This is a genomic window from Rathayibacter sp. PhB152, from assembly GCF_003751395.1.
Lineage (GTDB): Bacteria > Actinomycetota > Actinomycetes > Actinomycetales > Microbacteriaceae > Rathayibacter > Rathayibacter festucae.
Genome location: NZ_RJUT01000006.1, coordinates 94881 through 112551, shown reverse-complemented (window position 1 = coordinate 112551; position 17671 = coordinate 94881). Strand labels below are relative to the sequence as shown.

Sequence of the window (17671 nt, the reverse complement as noted above, 5' to 3'; positions counted from 1 at the left end):
GGATGACGTTCCCGGGGGACGACGGCCTGCGGCGCGCCCGGCGCGGGTGGCGCCCCGGTGAGGCGGCCTCGACGCCCGCCGCTCCGGTCTTCACCGTCCTCTCGGTCTGCACCGGCAACATCTGCCGCTCGCCGATGGCGGAGCAGCTCCTGCGGGCGCAGCTGGGCGACCTCACCGCACCGAGCGGAGCGGCGCTCCTCGCCTTCCGCAGCGCGGGCGTGCAGACGCGGGACGGCTACCCGATGGAGCCGACCTCCGCGCGCCTGTCCGCCGAGCTCGGCGGCGACCCGTCCGGTCACCTCAGCGCGAAGCTCTCCGACGGCATCGCGGGCGAGGCGGACCTGATGCTCGCGATGACGCGCGACCACCTCGTCGACGCGTCGCGACGCCACCCGCCGCTCCTGCTGCGCGGCTTCACCCTCCGCGAGTTCGCCCGCGTGCTCCCGTTCGTCGTCGCCGAGGTGCCGATCCCCGAGGTCGAGGACCCCGCCGCCCGACTGCGCGCGGTGGTGCGCCTCGCTGCCGCGAATCGCGGCCGGGCGCCCCGCGGAGACGGCGACGACATCGACGATCCGATCGGCCGCAGCGAGAGCACGCACGTCCGCGTCGCTCAGGAGATCGCCGCGGCCGTCCACGACATCTCCCGGGATCTGAGAGCATTGGCGCGGAGCTGACCTCGCGCGCGCCGCGCGGGATCCCTCCGCTCCACCCGTTCCTCCCTCCTGCAGTCGCCGACGCGACATCGACCCGCCTACGATTCGGAGAAATCCCGTGAAGCTTTCTGTCATTGGTTGCGGCTACCTCGGAGCCGTCCACGCCGCCGCGATGGCCGAGCTCGGCCACGACGTCATCGGCATCGACGTGGACCCCGCGAAGATCGAGGCGCTCTCCGCCGGCACCGCTCCGTTCTTCGAGCCCGGTCTGCCCGAGCTGCTCTCCTCGGGCGTGGCCTCCGGCCGCCTCCGCTTCTCGACCGACACGGCCGACGCCGCCGACGCCGCCGTGCACTTCATCGCGGTGGGAACGCCGCAGAAGAAGGGCGAGAACGCGGCCGACATGACCTACGTCGACGCCGCGATCGACGGCATCCTGCCGCTGCTGACGGCGGACTCGCTCGTCGTCGGCAAGTCGACCGTCCCGGTCGGCACCGCCGCCCGCCTCGCCGAGCGGATCGCCGCCAGCGGCGCGACGCTCGCCTGGAACCCGGAGTTCCTCCGCGAGGGCTTCGCCGTCGAGGACACGATCAGCCCCGACCGCCTCGTCTACGGCGTGCCCGCGGGCGCGGCCGGCGAGGCCGCCAAGGCGACCCTCGACGAGGTCTACGCGACGGCGCTGGCCGCCGAGACGCCGCTCGTGGTCACCGACTACGCGACCGCGGAGCTGGTCAAGGTCTCGGCGAACGCCTTCCTCGCCACCAAGATCTCGTTCATCAACGCCATCGCCGAGATCGCGGAGGTCACCGGCGCCGACGTCACGCAGCTCGCCGACGCCATCGGCTACGACGTCCGCATCGGCCGCCGCTTCCTGAACGCCGGCATCGGCTTCGGCGGCGGCTGCCTGCCCAAGGACATCCGCGCCTTCTCGGCCCGCGCGGACGAGCTCGGCGTGGGCGACTCGGTCGCCTTCCTCAAGGAGGTCGACGCGATCAACCTGCGCCGCCGCCAGCGCGTGGTCGACCTCGTCACCGAGGGCCTCGGCGGCTCGGTCGAGGGCAGGAAGATCGCCGTTCTCGGCCTCGCGTTCAAGCCGGAGTCGGACGACGTCCGCGACTCGCCGTCGCTCGACGTCGCGACCCGCTTCCACGACCTCGGCGCCGACGTGGTGGCGACCGACCCCGAGGCGATCGAGAACGCCCGCCGCCGCTACCCCGACATCACCTACACGACCGACATCGACGAGGCCCTGCGCGGTGCCGACGCCGTCGTGGTCGTCACCGAGTGGAAGCAGTTCCGCGCGATCGACCCCGTCGCCGCCGGCGAGAAGGTGGCCGGGAAGCTCGTGGTCGACGGCCGCAACTGCCTCGACCAGGACGCCTGGCGCGCCGCCGGCTGGGAGTACCGCGGCCTCGGCCGCTGATCCTCGGCGACTGACGGCCGCCCGCTGACCGGCGGCCGCCCCGTTCCACCCGGGGGATCGACCCCCGTCACGCCGGAGGGCGGCGGAGCGGGACACGCGCGCGAGCGCGGTCCCGCTCCGCCGCCCTCCGGCGTCGTCGTACCGGGAGTCGTCGGCGCAGGACGACGCCGAGGGCCGCGCCGATCGCGGCGCCCGCGGTGTTCGCCAGCACGTCGTGCACGTCGGCGTGGCGCTGGGGCAGCAGCAGGAGCTGCACGGTCTCCACGGCGGCGCTCGTCGCCGCGCCGAGCAGGACGGCGAGCCACGCCCGGTGCCCGCGGAGGTACAGCGCCGCGAGCAGTCCGAGCGGGACGAAGAGCAGCACGTTCGCCGTCGCCTCGATCCCGCCGTAGCCGGGGAGCCCGAGGCCGTCGGCGCGGGGCTGCGCGAGGACCTGCTTCAGCTCGCCCGCGTGCCCGCCGTCGACCGGTGTCGGCCAGAAGACCACGGCGGCCAGGACCAGGGCGTAGGCGAGGGCGACGACGACGGTGAGCCGGGTCGGGGGTCGAGGCATGGTGCTCGTCTCGGCGAGGGTCGCTGCGGCGACGGGAGGGAGCGCGTCGGCAGCGACGGCGAGAGCGCCCCAGTCTTCCCGGCTGCGTCGGGCGCCGACCGCCCTGGCGCCGGAACATCGGCTCCCTGGCGCCGCCTGTCCGTCCGCACCGCGGCGCCGCCTGCCCGCACCGCGACGTCGCTCTGTCCGTCCGCACCGCGGAACGACGAAGCCCGGCCGGATCATCGATCCTGGCCGGGCTTCTCACCGGTCGGGGTAGCGGGATTCGAACCCACGACCTCCTCGTCCCGAACGAGGCGCGCTACCAAGCTGCGCCACACCCCGGTGGACTCTTCGCGGCGAACCGCTCACGAGCCTCGTCAATAGTAGCCGATTTCCGCGGCGGTGTCGGACACCGGTCGCGGCGACTCGAGCGGGACCGCTCAGGCGACCGGCTCGAGCGTCAGCAGGCTGACCTCGGGTCGGCAGGCGAAGCGCACCGGCGCGTAGATCGAAGTGCCCACTCCCGCGGAGACGTTGAGGAAGGAGCTGTGCAGGCCGTTGTCCCAGGTGGAGAAGCCGGAGACCTTGTCGCGGGGGATGTCGCAGTTGGTCACCAGCGCGCCGAAGCCGGGCACGCAGACCTGGCCGCCGTGGGTGTGGCCCGCGAGGATCACCTCCGCCCCCCGCGCGACGAAGTCGTCCAGGACGCGCTGATAGGGCGCGTGCGCGACGCCGATGCTCACGCCGGCCGGCTCCTCGGCCGAGGCGCGCAGCTCGTCCACGGCGCCCGCCACGAGGTCGATCCGGTCCAGGCCGATGTGCGGGTCGTCGACGCCGAAGAGCTCGACGCGGGTGCCGCGGACGGTGAGGGCGTGCGCGGTGTTGTTGAGGTCCTGCCAGCCGAGCTCGTCGGTGAAGAACCCGGTCAGCGCGGCGGTGTCGAGGTCACTGGCGTTGCGCGCAGGGTTCTTCGACGGACCGCGGAAGTAGCGCAGCGGGTTCTTCACCCGGGGGCCGAAGTAGTCGTTGGAGCCGTGGACGAAGACGCCGGGCACGCCGGCGAAGGGCTCGAGGGCGCGGCGGATGCCGAGCACGCCGTCGCGGTGGCCGAGGTTGTCGCCGGTTCCCACGACGAGGTCGGGGGCCAGGGCGGTGAGCGAGCGCAGCCAGTCCTGCTTCTTCGTCTGCCACGGCGCCATGTGCAGGTCGGAGAAGTGCAGGATCCGGAGCGGTGCGGAGCCCGCGGGCAGGACGGGCGCCGACTCGTGGCGGACCGTGAACATCGTCCGCTCGACGGCGATGCCCCAGACGGCGGCGGCGCTCCCGACGGCGGCGACGGCCGCGAGGGCCGTGGTGAGGGGGCGAGCGCTGCTGCGTCCGGTCATGGATCCTTCTCTCGTCGGGGCGGGGCCGCGGGAGCAGCCGCGTACAGTCTGCCCGACGCGGCCCGGGGGACCGCCCGGGTTCAGCCGCCCGGCGGCGGGGTGGACGGACCGGCGCTGATCTGCAGTGCGATCGGGGCCCCGCGGGAGAGGCGGGAGCCGGCCGGCGGGTTCGTCTGCGCGACCGAGCCCGCGGGTCGATCGGACGGCACGCGGTTCGGGTCGACCGTCACGACGAAGCCGAGCTCGCGCAGGCGCGCGGTGGCGGCGGCCGGGTTCTGGCCGGTCACCTCCGGGACCGCCTGCTGCGGCGCGTCGACGAGCGACTGCTGGGGCGAGGGGAAGGCCGAGCCGCCGTACTTCTGGTCGGCGACGCGCATGATCCGCGGCCAGATCTGGTGGCGCACCTGCCCGGCGTTGACGCGGTTGAGGCTGAAGCCGCGCATCGAGGTGAAGCCGCTGACGTTGCCGACCCAGGTCGCCGTGGCCACCTCGGTGCTGGCGCCGACCATCCAGGTGTGCACCGCGTTGTCGGTGGTGCCGGTCTTGCCGATGTGCGGGACGCCGGTGCCGGTCGCGGAGGCGCGGCCGGTGCCGCCCGTCATCACCTGCTGCAGGGCGAAGTCGGCGGTCGCGGCGACCTCCTCGGACATCCCCTGCGTGCAGGTGCTCGCCGGTGGGGCGACGTCGGCGCCGCCGCGGTCGACGATCCGGTCGATCGCGATCGGCGTGCAGACGGTGCCCTTGTTCGCGAAGCCGGCGAACGCGGTCGCCATGGTCAGCGGGGCGATCTCGTTGGTGCCCAGGATGGTCGGCGCGAACTTCTGCAGCTCGGTGCCGTCGGCGCGGTGCACACCCATCGCGAGCGCGGTGTTGCGGATGCCGCAGAGGTCGAGCTGCTGCGCCATCGCGGCGAAGCCGGTGTTGATCGAGCCCTTCGTCGCGTCGAGCGCGGAGTAGACGCCGCCGTTGCCGCCCTCGTCGTTCTTAGGGTCCCAGGGCTCGCCGTAGTAGGTGCCGTCCGGCTCGCAGCTGTCACGGAAGGTCGTGTACGCGCGCCGGGTGCCGTCGACGGTCTCGTTCAGCGCCCGGCCCTCCTGCAGCCATTCGGCGAGGGTGAAGACCTTGTAGGTCGAGCCGACCTGGAAGCCGCTGGAGCCGCCGTAGCCGAAGTCGGTGCTGTAGTTGACGCTGGTGTAGTTGGCGCCGCTGACGTCGGGATCGTTCGAGTAGTCCTTGTTCTGCGTCATCGCGAGGATGCGGCCGGTGCCGACCTCGACCGAGACGCTCGCGCTGCCGATGTTCACCCGGGCCATCGACTTCGGCACCCAGTCCTCGGTGGCGGCGACCGCGGCCTCCTGCAGATCGGAGTCGAGGGTCGTGTAGATCTGGTAGCCGCCGCGCTTGAAGGTCGCGTCGCGCTCGTCCTGGCTGGCGCCGAAGGCGTCGTCGTTCTTGATCACCCAGGTCACGTAGTCGCAGAAGTAGGCCGCGATGCCGGCGGTCTGGCAGCCGGTGCTCGGCTCCGTGATCGCGGGGACGACCGGCGTCGCGGACGCCTCGGCGATCTGCTCCGGGGTGACCTTCGACTCGATCCCCATCCGGGTCAGGATGTAGTTCCGGCGGTTGAGGGTCTCCGGGTAGCCCTCGGCCGCGAGGTTGGCCGGGTCGTCGGGCCGGTCGAAGCGGAACTTCTCAGGGTTGTTCACGATCGCGATCAGGGCGGCGGACTGCGCGAGGGTGAGATCGCGCGCGCTGGTGTCGAAGTAGTACCGCGCCGCTGCCTCGATGCCGTAGACGGTGCCGCCGAAGAGCGCGATGTTGAGGTAGCCGAGCAGGATGTCGTTCTTCGGGTACTCCTTCTCGAGCCCGATCGACAGCCGCATCTCGGCGACCTTGCGCTCGGCCGTGGTCTCGGTGGCCTCGCGGTAGGCGGCGTCGCGCTCGATCGGATCCGAGAGCGCCTCCGCCTTCTGCACGAGCACGTTCTTGACGTACTGCTGGGTGATCGACGAGCCGCCCTGCACGTTGCCGCCGGAGGCGACCGTGGCCGCGGCGCGGATCGTGCCGAGCAGGTCGATGCCGCCGTGCTCGTAGAAGCGCGGGTCCTCCGAGGCGACGACCGCGTCCTTGACGAAGGGGGAGATGTCGTCCCAGCCGACCTCCACGCGGTTCTGCGCGTAGAACGAGGCGAGGAGCACGTCCTGGCCGTCCGCGCCCTTCGCGTAGACGTCGCTCTTCTCGGCGAGCGTGCCGATCTCCAGGTAGCCCGGGAGGTTGTCGAACATGGTGACCGTGTTGTTCGCGGCCATCCCGCCGAGCGCGATCGCCGGAGTGACCGACGCCGCGACGAGGACTCCGGCGATGACGCTCATGGCGACGATCCCGATCAGTCCTCCGACCGCGGCGCCGATGGACGTGACGACCCTGTTCCCGACTGCCCCCGACATAGAATCAGCGTAACCGCCGCTCCTGACACCGGACGCGGCGCTCGACCCGCCGGCACCGACTCCTCCGGGTGCGGTGCGCCCGGCATCCGCACCCCTGCCTCACGAGGAGAGCCATGTCCGTCCCCCGCTGGGAATACATCACGACCCCGCTGATGATCCACAACACCACCGCGATCCTGAACACCTGGGGCTCCGAGGGCTGGGAGCTGGTGCAGATCGTCACCGGTCCCGAGGGCGGGCTCGTGGCCTACCTCAAGCGCCCGGTCGCCGAGGCCGGCGCGTGATCGCCGAGCGCCTGGCCGAGCTGGGCATCGAGCTCCCCGCGGTCGCGGTGCCGGCCGGTGCCTACATCCCGGCCGTGGGCGAGGGGAACCTGGTCTTCACGGCCGGGCAGATCCCCTTCGTCGACGGCGCGCTGCCCGCGACCGGCAAGGTCGGCGCGGGCGTCGATCCCGAGGTCGCCAAGGACCTGGCGCGCGTCTGCGCGCTGAACGCGCTGGCCGCGATCGCCGACGTGATCGGCTCGCTCGACCGCGTGACCCGGATCGTCAAGGTGACCGGCTTCGTCGCCTCCGCTCCCGGCTTCAACGGCCAGCCCGGCGTCATCAACGGCGCCTCCGAGGTGCTCGGCGAGATCTTCGGCGAGGCGGGCCGGCACGCGCGCTCGGCCGTCGGCGTGGCGGAGCTCCCGCTCGACGCTCCGGTCGAGGTCGAGCTGATCGTCGCCTTCGCCTGAACCGGCTCCCGCCGAAGGGCGCCGCTCTCCCTGCCGGGAGACGGCGCCCTTCGGCGTGCAGGACCGCTCGGTCCTCCCGGGGTCAGTCGTCCGCGGCGACCGCGGAGGAGATGACGGACATCACCTGCGTGTCGGCCAGCGTGGTCGTGTCGCCGACGGCGCGGCCCTCGGCCACGTCGCGCAGGAGCCGGCGCATGATCTTGCCGGAGCGGGTCTTCGGCAGCTCCTGGACGATGAAGATGCGCTTCGGCCGGGCGATGGCGCCGATGTGCTCGGCGACGTGCGCTTTGAGCGTCGCCTCGAGCTCGTCGTGGCCGCTCGCGAGCGCCTCCGCCTGGCTCGCCTTGGCGATGACGAAGGCGACGACGGCCTGGCCGGTGGTCTCGTCCGCGGCGCCCACCACGGCCGCCTCCGCGACCACCGGGTGCGAGACGAGGGCCGACTCGATCTCGGCCGTCGACAGGCGGTGGCCGGAGATGTTCATCACGTCGTCGACGCGGCCGAGCAGCCAGAGGTCGCCGTCCTCGTCGAGCCGGGCGCCGTCGCCGGCGAAGTAGCGGTCGCCGAACTTCGACCAGTAGGTCTCGACGTAGCGGTCCGGGTCGCCCCAGATGCCGCGCAGCATCGACGGCCAGGGCTCGGTGATGACGAGCAGCCCGCCGGAGCCCGCGCCGACCGGGGCGCCGGAGTCGTCGACGACGTCGATCGAGATCCCGGGGACGGGGACCTGCGCCGAGCCCGGCTTCAGGGTCGTGACGCCGGGCAGGGGCGAGACCATGATCGCGCCGGTCTCGGTCTGCCACCAGGTGTCGACGATCGGGGTGCGGCCGCCGCCGATGACGTCGCGGTACCAGATCCAGGCCTCGGGGTTGATCGGCTCGCCGACCGAGCCGAGCAGGCGGAGGCTGGTGAGGTCGAAGCGCTGCGGGATCTGCCGGCCGAGCTTCATGAAGGTGCGGATCGCCGTGGGGGCGGCGTAGAGGATCGTGACGCCGTGCTTCTCGATGATCTCCCACCAGCGTCCGGCGTGCGGGGTGTCGGGCGTGCCCTCGTACATCACCTGGGTGGCGCCGTTCGCGAGCGGTCCGTAGACCACGTAGCTGTGCCCGGTGATCCAGCCGACGTCGGCGGTGCACCAGTAGACGTCGGTCTCGGGCTTGAGGTCGAAGACCGTGCGGTGGGTGTACGCGACCTGGGTGAGGTAGCCGCCGCTGGTGTGCAGGATGCCCTTCGGCTTCCCGGTCGTGCCGCTCGTGTAGAGGATGAACAGCGGCTGCTCGGCGGGGAACGGCCGCGCGACGTGGTCGGCGTCCACCGCGACGATCTCCTCGTGCCACCACAGGTCGCGGCCGGCGCTCCACTCGACGGTGTTGCCGCCGCGGCGGACGACGAGGACGTGCTCGACGCTCGACTCGCCGCCGTCCAGCGCCAGCGCCGCGTCGACCGCGGGCTTGAGCGGGAAGACCGAGCCCTTCCGCCAGCCGCCGTCGGCGGTGACGACGAGCTTCGCCTCGGCGTCGTCGATCCGCGCGCGCAGGCTCTCGGCGCTGAAGCCGCCGAAGACGACCGAGTGCACGGCGCCGAGCCGGGCGACCGCGAGCATCGCGATGACGGCCTCGGGGATCATCGGGAGGTAGATCGCGACGCGGTCGCCGGCCTGCACGCCCAGGCTCGTGAAGAGGTTGGCCGCCCGCTTCACCTCGGCGGTGAGCTCGGCGTAGGTCAGGTCGCGGCTGTCGCCGGGCTCGCCCTCCCAGTGGATCGCGACGCGGTCGCCGTGACCGGCCAGCACGTGCCGGTCGAGGCAGTTGTAGGCGACGTTGAGCTCGCCGTCGTCGAACCAGCGCGCGAAGGGCGGCTCGCTCCAGTCGAGGGTGCGCGTGAACGGCCGGTGCCAGTGCAGCAGCTCGCGGCTGCGGTCGGCCCAGAAGGCGAGGCGGTCGGCGGTGGCCTGCTCCGCCTGCCCGGCGGTCGCGGCGGCCCCGGCGGCGAACTCGGCGGGCGGCGGGAAGCGGCGCGTCTCCTGCTGGAGGCTGTCGATGGCGCTCGAGCCTGCGGCCCCGGACGCGTCGAGGGGTGTGGACATCTGCGATTCGCTCCTTCGCGAGTGCGACGTGCGCCGGCCGGCGTGGTCGGTTCCGGACCACCGTAGCGTCCGGCTCTCGGGTGGGGAGGGGTCGACGCGAAGCTGACCGTCCGGCGGGGTTTCGTGAAGAGTCGGCTCAGAACGCGGATCCGACTTGGCGAAATCGCCTCCGTGCCCTAACGTTGCATACGGCCGAATGAACTTCGGCTCAGCGGCGCGAGTGATTCCCCCCAATCCAGCGCCGCCGAGGCGGCACCTGTTCCCCCCAATGGGTGCCGCCCCCTTCTCTTCCCTCCGCTGGTCGAGCGTCCCGCTCCCCGGAGGATCCGCGAGGCCGCCGGCCGGCCGCATCCTCGGCCCGCGAGAACACGCTCGGCACGTCGGACCGGCCGGTCCCGGCGAGCCGGAGCGCGGATCGCGTGGCCGAGCTCCGGCTGCTGGACCTTCGGCTCGCGGAAACGCGCCGGGCACGCCCGATCAGCCGGTTTCAGTGTGCCGGGGCTCGGATCGCGTGCCCGAGCTTCGACCGGTGGACCTTCGGCTCGCGGAAACGCCTCGGGCACGTCGGATCGGCCGGTTCCGGCGTGCCGGGGCGCGGGTCGCGTGCCGGAGCTTCGACCGGTGGACCTTCGGCTCGCGGAAACGCCTCGGGCAGGCCGGATCGGCCGGTTCCGGCGTGCCGGGGCTCGGGTCGCGTGCCCGAGCTTCGGCTGCTGGACCTTCGGCTCGCGGAAACGCCTCCGGCACGCTGGATCGGCCGGTTCCGGCGAGCCGGGGCGCGGATCGCGAGCCGGAGTTCGGAGCGGCGCGTCGTCGGCTCGCGAGAACGCCTTCGGGCCGGAGCTCGTCGCTCCTCCCCAGGGACGTCCTCGGCCCTGCCGTCCACCGATGGGGGCTTCGGCGCGCCACCGGAGGGCGCGCGCTCCTAGCGTTCCCGGATGACCACTGGTTTCGTCCCGCTCGTTCCCGCCGCCTATCGCCCGGACGCACCTCGCCCGCCGGGTGAGGACGACGGCGGTGCACCGCGACCGGCGCCGGTCCGTCCGGCGGCGGCGGCGCTCGGCCTGCTCGCGCCGTTCGCGGCGGATCCGGCGGTGACCGACCTCTTCGTCAACGGGGATTCGGGCCTCTGGGTCGACCGCGGCGGGGGCGCAGTGCGAGAGCCGACCTGGACGCTCGACGCCGCGGGCGCCCGGCGACTCGCGGTGTCGCTGGTCGCGGCCGGCGGGCGGCACGTCGACGAGGCGAGCCCGTGCGTGGACGTGCGGCTGAAGCACGGCGTCCGCGTGCACGTGGTGCTGCCGCCGGTCGCGACGGCGGGGACGCTGATCTCGGTGCGCGTGCCGCGGGCCGATGCCTGGAGTCTCGACGAGCTGCACGCGGCGGGGATGCTCGACGACGCGGGCCGCGGCCTGCTGCGCCGGGCCGTCTCCGCGCGCTGGAACCTGCTCGTCACCGGAGCCGGCGGATCGGGCAAGACCACGCTCCTCGGCGCCCTCCTCGGCTGCGCGCCGCCGCACGAGCGCCTGGTCGTGATCGAGGACGTCGGCGAGCTGCGGCCCGCGCATCCGCACGTCGTCTCGCTCGAGGCGCGCCAGCCGAACCTCGAGGGCGCGGGCGGCGTCGGCCTCGACCGTCTGGTCCGCGAGGCTCTGCGGATGCGGCCGGACCGGCTCGTCCTCGGCGAGTGCCGCGGCGTGGAGCTGCGCGATCTGCTGTCCGCGCTGAACACCGGGCACGACGGCGGAGCGGGGACGCTGCACGCCAACTCGCTCGCCGACGTCCCCGCGCGGCTGGAGGCGCTCGGGTCGCTCGCCGGGATGGGGCCGGAGGCCGTCGCGCGGCAGACGGTCAGCGCGATCGACCTGGTGCTGCACCTCGAGCGACGGGGCGGTCGGCGCCGGCTCGCCGCGTCGGGCTGCTTCCGGCTCGATCACGCCGGGCGGCTCCGGATCGAGGAGGGCGCCGTGCCGCAGCGGGGCTCGCCGTGAAGCGCGGGGAGGGGGTCGACGAGGTCGCGGCCGTGGTGCACCGCCTCTCGGTGCTGCTCGCGGCGGGCGTCGCGCCGGCGTCGGCGCTGGCGCACCTCGCGGCGTCGGACGACTCGGAGGCGGCGGGTGCCGCACGACGTCGTCGGCTGCTGCGCGCGGTGGCGGTCGAGGCGGCGCGCGGCGCGGACGTGACGGCGGCGCTCCTGGCGGGCGTGCCCGCCTCCCGCCGAGAAGAGGGGCGGCGGGAGCGGGAGCGGGTCCCTCGCCGCAGGGGAGGCGCCGCGCGGCCTTCGCGTGATCGCGGCGAGGAGACGGCCTGGGCGGCCCTGGCCGCCTGCTGGCGGGTCGCCGCGGACTCCGGGGCGCCGATCGCCGCGGCCCTCGGCGAGCTGGCCGAATCCCTCCGGGAGCTCGGCCGGGCGCGGCGCGACATCGAGGTCGCCCTGGCGGGGCCGCTCGCGACGAGCCGGGTGGTCGGCGGGCTGCCGCTGGTGGCGCTCGGCTTCGGGACGCTGCTGGGCTTCGATGTGCTGGGTGTGCTGATCGGGACGGTGCCGGGACTCGTCTGCCTGGTGGGCGGCCTCGGGCTGATGCTCGGTGCCGCGGCGTGGACGCGCCGGCTCGTCCGCGGCGCCGGCCCGGGGGACCCGGCACCGGGGCTGGCGCTCGACCTGCTCGCGGTCGCGCTCGCGGGCGGGGGATCGATCGGGGGCGGGCGGAAGCGGGTGCTGGCGGCGCTCGCCGAGTGCGGGCTCGCGTCGGGGCCGCCTGCGCTGGCCGCGGCGGAGCCCGTGCTCGCGCTCTCGAGCGCGGCGGGGGTCCCCGCGGGCCGGCTGCTGCGCAGCGAGGCGGCACTGGCGCGGGTTCGGGCCGCGTCCGAGGCGAGGGAGCGGGCGGCGAGGCTCGGCGTGACGCTGCTGCTGCCGCTCGGAGTCTGCGTGCTGCCGGCGTTCCTCCTGCTGGGCGTGGCTCCGATGATGATCTCGGTGCTGCTGTCGACGTTCGCGGCACAGCGGTGAGCGGGTGCGGGAGCTCTCCACAGGCCGTTCCTCTCTCCTCTTGTCCACCGTTCGCGAGCTCGCCACCCCGACCCGCTCCGTGCTCGGCGATCCTTGAGTGGGGGCAGTGACGACGAACGGAGCGAGCGGATGAACGGCAGTCGGAGCAGTGGTGCGGGGACGATCGGACGAGGGACGGGCGGTGCCGGTCGGGAGCGCTTCCCGCAGCCCGCGTGGGAGGCGCGGCCGCTGAGCGGGTGGCGCGACGAGGAGGGCTCGGCCACGGCCGAGTACGCGATCGCGACGATGGCCGCGGTCGGCTTCGCAGGTCTGCTGGTGGTGATCCTCAAGGGCGACGAGGTGCGCGGGATCCTCACGGACCTGGTCACCCGGGCGCTCACCGCGGGCGGATGAGCGGTGCGGTTCCCGAGTGGTGCCCGCGTGGCGACGGGAGCGGAGGAGGCCGGGATGCGGACCGGCGTCGGCCGTCGAGGCGAGGACGGCTCCGCGACGGCCGAGCTGGCGGTCGTGCTGCCGGCGGTGGTGGTTGTGCTGGCGCTCTGCCTCGGCTCGGTGGCGGCCTCGGCGCAGTACGTCCGCCTGGTCGACGCAGCGGCGGACGGCGCCCGGTCGCTGGCGCGGGGGGACGATCCGGTTCGGCCCGTCGCGCGGGTCGATGCGGGAGCGAGTGTCGCGACCTCCGCGGACGGCGGGCTCGTCTGCGTGGACGTCGCCGCGCGGCTCCGGCCGCTGCCGGCGCTGGAGCTGCCGGTCTCGGTCCGGTCCTGCGCGCTGGGCGGAGGGCGGTGATCCCCCGGCTGGAGCCGGACCGCGCAGGGGAGGACGGCTCGGCGGCGGTCGTCGCGGTCGGCGTCGTCGCGGGGACGATCCTCGTGACCGCGGCCGTGCTCGCCGGTTGCGGGGGAGTCGCGGGGCACCAGCGTGCCGTGGCCGCGGCGGATGCGGCGGCGCTCGCAGCGGCGGACGTGGCCTCCGGGCTGCTGCCGGGCGAGCCGTGCGGGGCGGCCGAGCGTGTCGCGCGGGCGATGACGGCGACCGTCGCGGGCTGCGCGGTGGAAGGAGGAGTGGCGACCGTCGAGGTCGTCGTGTCCGTCGGGCCGCTCGCGCTCCCCGCCCGGTCGCGCGCCGGGCCGCCGCCGTGACGCTCCTCCCGCGACGGGGCGCGCCGACAACGGCTCCCGCCGCGCCCGGGGCGCAGCAGCAGCGCTCCCGAGCTCGACCGGGATGCCGGCGAGAGGCCGGTTGGTCCGATCGCACCGGTGGGACCGGGGCTCAGTCGGCGCTGACCCGCAGGTAGCGGTAGGCCGCCGCGGTGGGCAGCGCGCCCGCTCCCTCGTCGTGCTCGAGCGCGCCGGCGAGGAGATAGAGGTAGCGGGTGCCCTCGCGGGCGGCCGGGATCTCGAGGCGGCCCGCGGGGGCCGTCGCCTCGCCGTAGGAGCGGCGGAGCGTCTTACCCTCGAGCGGCCCGTCGAGGAATTTCGCGGTGTAGGCGGAGGTGGTCGGAGCGGAGGTGGTGTGCGTCGTTGCCATGCCCCTCATCATGCGCCGATCGCCGCGATCCGTCACCGGGTGCGGTCCTCCCGATTCGGCGGATTCCCGGGCGGCGGCCGGAGTGCTCCCAGCGCGCGGCGAGTGGACGACGGCGAGGGACGCCCGGAGTCAGTGTGTATGGTGTGCCTGTCGGGCGCCCCGAAGCCGACGCGAACGGATCGTCGTTCCTCCTGCGGACGCCGCGCACCGCCTCCCCGCCGAAGGGGAACCGTCGGACTCGCTGAGCGTCCGATCCGACAGCATCAATCGAGGAGAACTGTGTCCGGCACGAAGAAGCTGGTGATCGTCGAGTCGCCGGCGAAGGCCAAGACCATCGCCCAGTACCTGGGCGAGGGCTACGAGGTGCTCGCCTCCGTCGGGCACATCCGCGACCTCATCGAGCCGAAGAACCTGCCGCCCGAGCTCAAGAAGGGCGGGCTGGGCAAGTTCTCCGTCGACGTCGACAACGGCTTCGAGCCCTACTACGTCGTCTCCGATCAGAAGAAGAAGACGGTCGCCGACCTCAAGCGCGCGCTGAAGAACGCCGACGAGCTCTTCCTCGCGACGGATGAGGACCGCGAGGGCGAGGCCATCGCGTGGCACCTCCTCGAGGAGCTCAAGCCCAAGGTCCCCGTCAAGCGGATGGTCTTCCACGAGATCACCAAGGACGCGATCCAGACGGCCCGCGACAACACCCGCGACATCGACACCTCCCTCGTCGACGCGCAGGAGACCCGCCGCATCCTCGACCGCCTCTACGGCTACGAGATCTCCCCGGTCCTCTGGCGCAAGGTCGGGCCCGGCCTCTCCGCCGGCCGCGTGCAGTCCGCCGCCACGCGCCTCGTCGTGGACCGCGAGCGCGAGCGCCTCGCCTTCGTCTCCGCCTCCTACTGGGACCTCGCCACGGTCCTCGCGCCCGAGGCCGACGCCTCGGCGGCGTTCGACGCACGCCTGGCGCGCCTGGACGGCAAGCGGATCGGCAGCGGCCGCGACTTCGACGACCGCGGTCAGCTGAAGGGGGACGTCACCGTCCTCGACGAGGCCTCCGCCGGCGCCCTCGCCGACGCGCTGCGCGACCCGAAGACGCTCGTCCGCGTCTCGAATCTCGAATCCAAGCCCTACTCGCGGCGCCCCGCCGCCCCGTTCACCACCTCGACGCTCCAGCAGGAGGCGGCGCGCAAGCTCCGGTTCTCGGCGCGCCAGACGATGAGCGTGGCGCAGTCGCTCTACGAGAACGGCTTCATCACCTATATGAGGACCGACTCGCCGAACCTCTCGCAGCAGGCGCTGAACGCCGCCCGCTCGCAGGCGGCCTCGCTCTACGGCGCCGAGACGGTCCCCGAGAAGCCCCGCCTCTACTCCGGCAAGAACAAGAGCGCGCAGGAGGCGCACGAGGCGATCCGTCCCGCGGGCGAGACCTTCCGCACCCCGGACCAGCTCGCCGGCACCCTCCGTGGCAACGACCACCGCCTCTACGACCTGATCTGGAAGCGCACCGTCGCCTCGCAGATGGCCGACGCCAAGGGCTCGACCGCCACCGTGACCCTGCTCGCCAACCCCGCCGGCGACACCGAGCGCACCGCCGAGTTCACCGCCTCGGGAACGGTCATCACCTTCCGCGGCTTCCTGCTCGCCTACGAGGAGGGCCGCGACGAGGAGCGCCACGGCGCCCGCGACGAGAAGGACGCCAAGCTGCCCGTGCTCGAGGTCGGCCAGAGCCTCGTCGTCGCCGAGGTCGAGGCCAAGGGTCACGAGACCTCGCCGCCCCCGCGCTACACGGAGGCTAGCCTCGTCAAGTCGCTCGAAGAGCTGGGGATCGGGCGCCCCTCGACCTACGCCTCGATCATCACGACGATCGTCGACCGCGGCTACGTCACGCCGCGCGGCACGGCGCTCGTGCCCAACTGGATCGCCTTCTCGGTGGTCCGTCTGCTCGAGGAGTTCTTCTCCGACCTCGTCGAGTACGACTTCACCGCCGCGATGGAGGGCGACCTCGACCGCATCGCCGGCGGCGAGGAGGACCGGGTCGACTGGCTGAACCGCTTCTACTTCGGCGGCGGCGACCAGCCGGGCCTGCGCCACGTCGTCGACAACCTGGGCGAGATCGACGCGAAGAGCATCAACTCCGTCCGGATCACCGACGACATCACCCTGCGCATCGGCAAGTACGGGCCCTACCTCGAGGTCGCCCAGGAGGAGGGGCAGGAGACGCCGCGCCGCGTCAACCTGCCGCTCGAGCTGGCCCCGGACGAGCTCACGCCCGCGAAGGCGCAGGAGCTCGTCGACGCTCCCGTGCAGACCGACCGCGTGCTGGGGAGCAACCCGGACTCGGGCAAGACCGTCGTCGTCAAGGACGGCCGCTTCGGCCCGTACGTGACCGAGGTCGACCCCGAGCCCGAGACCACCGCCGACCCCGCGACCGGTGAGGTCGTCGAGCCTGCGCCGGCGAAGCGCGGCGCGAAGAAGGCGGCCGTGGTGAAGCCGCGCACCTCCTCCCTCTTCAAGTCGATGGACGTCGCGACCGTCGACCTCGCCACCGCTCTGCGCCTGCTCGACCTGCCGCGCACCGTCGGCGAGGACCCGGAGTCGGGCGAGCCGATCACCGCGCAGAACGGCCGCTACGGCCCATACCTGAAGAAGGGGACGGACAGCCGCTCCCTCACCAGCGAGGACCAGATCTTCGAGGTCGACCTGCCGACCGCGCTCGAGGTCTTCGCCCAGCCCAAGTACGGCGCCAAGCGCGCCACGAGCGCCCTCGCGGAGTTCGAGGCCGACCCGGTCAGCGGCAAGCCGATCCGGATCCGCGACGGCCGCTTCGGCGCCTACGTGACCGACGGCGAGACCAACGTCACGATCCCCAAGGGCCAGCCGATCGAGGAGATCGACTTCGAGCAGGCGGTGCAGATGCTCGCCGACAAGCGGGCGAAGGGTCCCGCGCCCAAGAAGGCCCCGGCCAAGCGCGCCCCGGCCAAGAAGCCCGCAGCGAAGACGACGGCGGCCAAGGCGACGGCGACGAAGACCACCGCCGCGAAGACCACGGCGGCGAAGGCGACGACGACGAAGACCACCGCCGCGAAGACCACGGCCGCGAAGACCACCGCCGCCAAGACGACGTCGGCGGCGAAGACCACCGCCGCGAAGAAGCCGGCCACCACCCGCGCCCGCAGCACTGCGGCGAAGGCGACGGGCTCGACGGAGTCGTGACCGGGCTGTTCGTCACCCTCGAGGGCGGGGACGGCGCGGGCAAGACCACGCAGGCCCGGCTGCTCGAGGAGTGGCTGGGCTCGCGCGGCGAGACCGTGCGGCGCACCCGCGAGCCCGGCGGCACCGAGGTGGGCGTGCAGATCCGCGAGATCGTGCTGCACCACCGCGGCGAGATCGATCCGCGGGCCGAGGCGCTCCTCTACGCCGCGGACCGCGCGCAGCACATCGGCACCTTCGTCCGGCCCGCGCTCGAGCGGGGCGAGGTCGTCGTCCAGGACCGCTACATCGACTCCTCCGTCGCCTACCAGGGCGCCGGCCGGGTGCTCGACGCCGCGGAGGTCCGCTCCCTCTCGGAATGGGCGACCCGCGACCTCCGCCCCGACCTCACCGTCCTGCTCGACCTCGATCCCGCCGTCGCCCGCACCCGGCTGGACGCCGCGCGCACCCGCTACGACCGGCTCGAGGCGGAGAAGGCCGAGTTCCACGGCCGCGTCCGGCAGGCCTTCCTCGACCTCGCCGCGGGCGACCCGGAGCGCTTCCTCGTCCTGGACGCGAGCCGCCCCGTCGAGGAGCTCGCCGCCGTGGTCCGCGCCCGCATCGAGCCCCTGCTCGGCGCCGGACCCCGCGACGCCCGGCCCGCTGTCGGACCTCGCGGTTAGCCT

Annotated in this window: 16 protein-coding genes and 1 tRNA gene; 11 read left to right on the top strand and 6 right to left on the bottom strand. The window is 73.5% G+C overall.

Going from position 1 to position 17671, the window contains the following annotated elements; genetic code table 11:
- Positions 1-2: 2 nt before the first annotated feature.
- Together EDF36_RS14995 and EDF36_RS14990 are read left to right on the top strand one after the other, a co-directional pair.
- Positions 3-674: a low molecular weight phosphatase family protein gene (locus tag EDF36_RS14995; RefSeq protein ID WP_123733619.1), complete on the top strand. Its 672-nt coding sequence runs from the start codon at positions 3-5 to the stop codon at positions 672-674.
- Positions 675-771: 97 nt separating this feature from the next.
- A complete protein-coding gene (locus EDF36_RS14990) occupies positions 772-2076 on the top strand; it encodes a UDP-glucose/GDP-mannose dehydrogenase family protein (RefSeq protein WP_123733618.1) in 1305 nt (434 codons plus the stop codon).
- Positions 2077-2143: 67 nt separating this feature from the next.
- On the opposite strand, the gene EDF36_RS14985 is transcribed toward EDF36_RS14990, so the two are convergent.
- The 4 genes from EDF36_RS14985 to EDF36_RS14970 form a co-directional block, all read right to left on the bottom strand.
- Positions 2144-2629, bottom strand: a complete 486-nt coding sequence (locus EDF36_RS14985) for a VanZ family protein (protein WP_123733617.1) — start codon at positions 2627-2629, stop codon at positions 2144-2146.
- A gap of 250 nt (positions 2630-2879) precedes the next feature.
- Positions 2880-2953 (bottom strand) — tRNA-Pro (locus EDF36_RS14980).
- Positions 2954-3051: 98 nt separating this feature from the next.
- Positions 3052-3996 (bottom strand): metallophosphoesterase, encoded by a 945-nt coding sequence (locus EDF36_RS14975; protein ID WP_123733616.1) that lies wholly within the window; start codon positions 3994-3996, stop codon positions 3052-3054.
- Between the two features lie 80 nt (positions 3997-4076).
- Positions 4077-6443, bottom strand: a complete 2367-nt coding sequence (locus EDF36_RS14970; protein WP_123733615.1) for a transglycosylase domain-containing protein — start codon at positions 6441-6443, stop codon at positions 4077-4079.
- Positions 6444-6556: 113 nt separating this feature from the next.
- Here EDF36_RS14970 and EDF36_RS21330 point away from each other — a divergent pair, with 113 nt between their 5' ends.
- Together EDF36_RS21330 and EDF36_RS14965 are read left to right on the top strand one after the other, a co-directional pair.
- Positions 6557-6727 carry a hypothetical protein gene (locus EDF36_RS21330; RefSeq protein ID WP_164861113.1) on the top strand — a complete coding sequence of 57 codons (171 nt, stop codon included), beginning with the start codon at positions 6557-6559 and terminating at the stop codon, positions 6725-6727.
- The gene (locus tag EDF36_RS14965; protein WP_221181670.1) at positions 6724-7179 is read left to right on the top strand and encodes a RidA family protein; all 456 of its coding nucleotides are present in this window, start codon (positions 6724-6726) and stop codon (positions 7177-7179) included. The genes EDF36_RS21330 and EDF36_RS14965 overlap by 4 nt, the downstream gene beginning before the upstream one ends.
- An 82-nt stretch (positions 7180-7261) precedes the next feature.
- On the opposite strand, the gene acs is transcribed toward EDF36_RS14965, so the two are convergent.
- Complete coding sequence (acs, locus tag EDF36_RS14960) at positions 7262-9265, bottom strand: acetate--CoA ligase (protein WP_123733614.1); 2004 nt, start codon at positions 9263-9265, stop codon at positions 7262-7264.
- Between the two features lie 938 nt (positions 9266-10203).
- Between acs and EDF36_RS14955 the strand changes: the two genes are divergently transcribed.
- The 5 genes from EDF36_RS14955 (at position 10204) to EDF36_RS14935 (ending at position 13417) form a co-directional block, all read left to right on the top strand.
- Positions 10204-11256 (top strand): TadA family conjugal transfer-associated ATPase, encoded by a 1053-nt coding sequence (locus EDF36_RS14955; RefSeq protein WP_123733613.1) that lies wholly within the window; start codon positions 10204-10206, stop codon positions 11254-11256.
- Positions 11253-12275 carry a type II secretion system F family protein gene (locus tag EDF36_RS14950; protein ID WP_123733612.1) on the top strand — a complete coding sequence of 341 codons (1023 nt, stop codon included), beginning with the start codon at positions 11253-11255 and terminating at the stop codon, positions 12273-12275. Before EDF36_RS14955 ends, EDF36_RS14950 begins: the two co-directional genes overlap by 4 nt.
- Before the next feature lie 228 nt (positions 12276-12503).
- A complete protein-coding gene (locus EDF36_RS21995; RefSeq protein ID WP_260300747.1) occupies positions 12504-12668 on the top strand; it encodes a DUF4244 domain-containing protein in 165 nt (54 codons plus the stop codon).
- Positions 12669-12722: 54 nt separating this feature from the next.
- Positions 12723-13064 (top strand): TadE family type IV pilus minor pilin, encoded by a 342-nt coding sequence (locus EDF36_RS14940; protein ID WP_123733610.1) that lies wholly within the window; start codon positions 12723-12725, stop codon positions 13062-13064.
- Positions 13061-13417: an Rv3654c family TadE-like protein gene (locus EDF36_RS14935; protein WP_260300738.1), complete on the top strand. Its 357-nt coding sequence runs from the start codon at positions 13061-13063 to the stop codon at positions 13415-13417. The genes EDF36_RS14940 and EDF36_RS14935 overlap by 4 nt, the downstream gene beginning before the upstream one ends.
- 130 nt (positions 13418-13547) lie before the next feature.
- Here EDF36_RS14935 and EDF36_RS14930 read toward each other — a convergent pair whose 3' ends face one another.
- Positions 13548-13805 carry a hypothetical protein gene (locus EDF36_RS14930; RefSeq protein WP_123447682.1) on the bottom strand — a complete coding sequence of 86 codons (258 nt, stop codon included), beginning with the start codon at positions 13803-13805 and terminating at the stop codon, positions 13548-13550.
- 279 nt (positions 13806-14084) lie between these two features.
- On the opposite strand from EDF36_RS14930, the gene topA reads away from it, so the two are divergent.
- Together topA and tmk are read left to right on the top strand one after the other, a co-directional pair.
- Entirely contained in the window at positions 14085-17009 is a 2925-nt protein-coding gene (topA, locus tag EDF36_RS14925; protein WP_123733609.1) for a type I DNA topoisomerase, read from the top strand.
- A complete protein-coding gene (gene tmk, locus EDF36_RS14920) occupies positions 17006-17668 on the top strand; it encodes a dTMP kinase (RefSeq protein ID WP_123733608.1) in 663 nt (220 codons plus the stop codon). Before topA ends, tmk begins: the two co-directional genes overlap by 4 nt.
- Positions 17669-17671 lie beyond the last annotated feature (3 nt).

Excerpts from the sequence above, each read along its gene's own strand:
- EDF36_RS14975 (WP_123733616.1), bottom strand. The coding sequence starts at position 3,996 with ATGACCGGACGCAGCAGCGCTCGCCCCCTCACCACGGCCCTCGCGGCC.
- EDF36_RS14940 (WP_123733610.1), top strand. The coding sequence starts at position 12,723 with ATGCGGACCGGCGTCGGCCGTCGAGGCGAGGACGGCTCCGCGACGGCC.
- EDF36_RS14995 (WP_123733619.1), top strand. The coding sequence starts at position 3 with ATGACGTTCCCGGGGGACGACGGCCTGCGGCGCGCCCGGCGCGGGTGG.
- EDF36_RS14985 (WP_123733617.1), bottom strand. The coding sequence starts at position 2,629 with ATGCCTCGACCCCCGACCCGGCTCACCGTCGTCGTCGCCCTCGCCTAC.
- EDF36_RS14930 (WP_123447682.1), bottom strand. The coding sequence starts at position 13,805 with ATGGCAACGACGCACACCACCTCCGCTCCGACCACCTCCGCCTACACC.
- EDF36_RS21330 (WP_164861113.1), top strand. The coding sequence starts at position 6,557 with ATGTCCGTCCCCCGCTGGGAATACATCACGACCCCGCTGATGATCCAC.
- acs (WP_123733614.1), bottom strand. The coding sequence starts at position 9,265 with ATGTCCACACCCCTCGACGCGTCCGGGGCCGCAGGCTCGAGCGCCATC.
- EDF36_RS14970 (WP_123733615.1), bottom strand. The coding sequence starts at position 6,443 with ATGTCGGGGGCAGTCGGGAACAGGGTCGTCACGTCCATCGGCGCCGCG.
- EDF36_RS14955 (WP_123733613.1), top strand. The coding sequence starts at position 10,204 with ATGACCACTGGTTTCGTCCCGCTCGTTCCCGCCGCCTATCGCCCGGAC.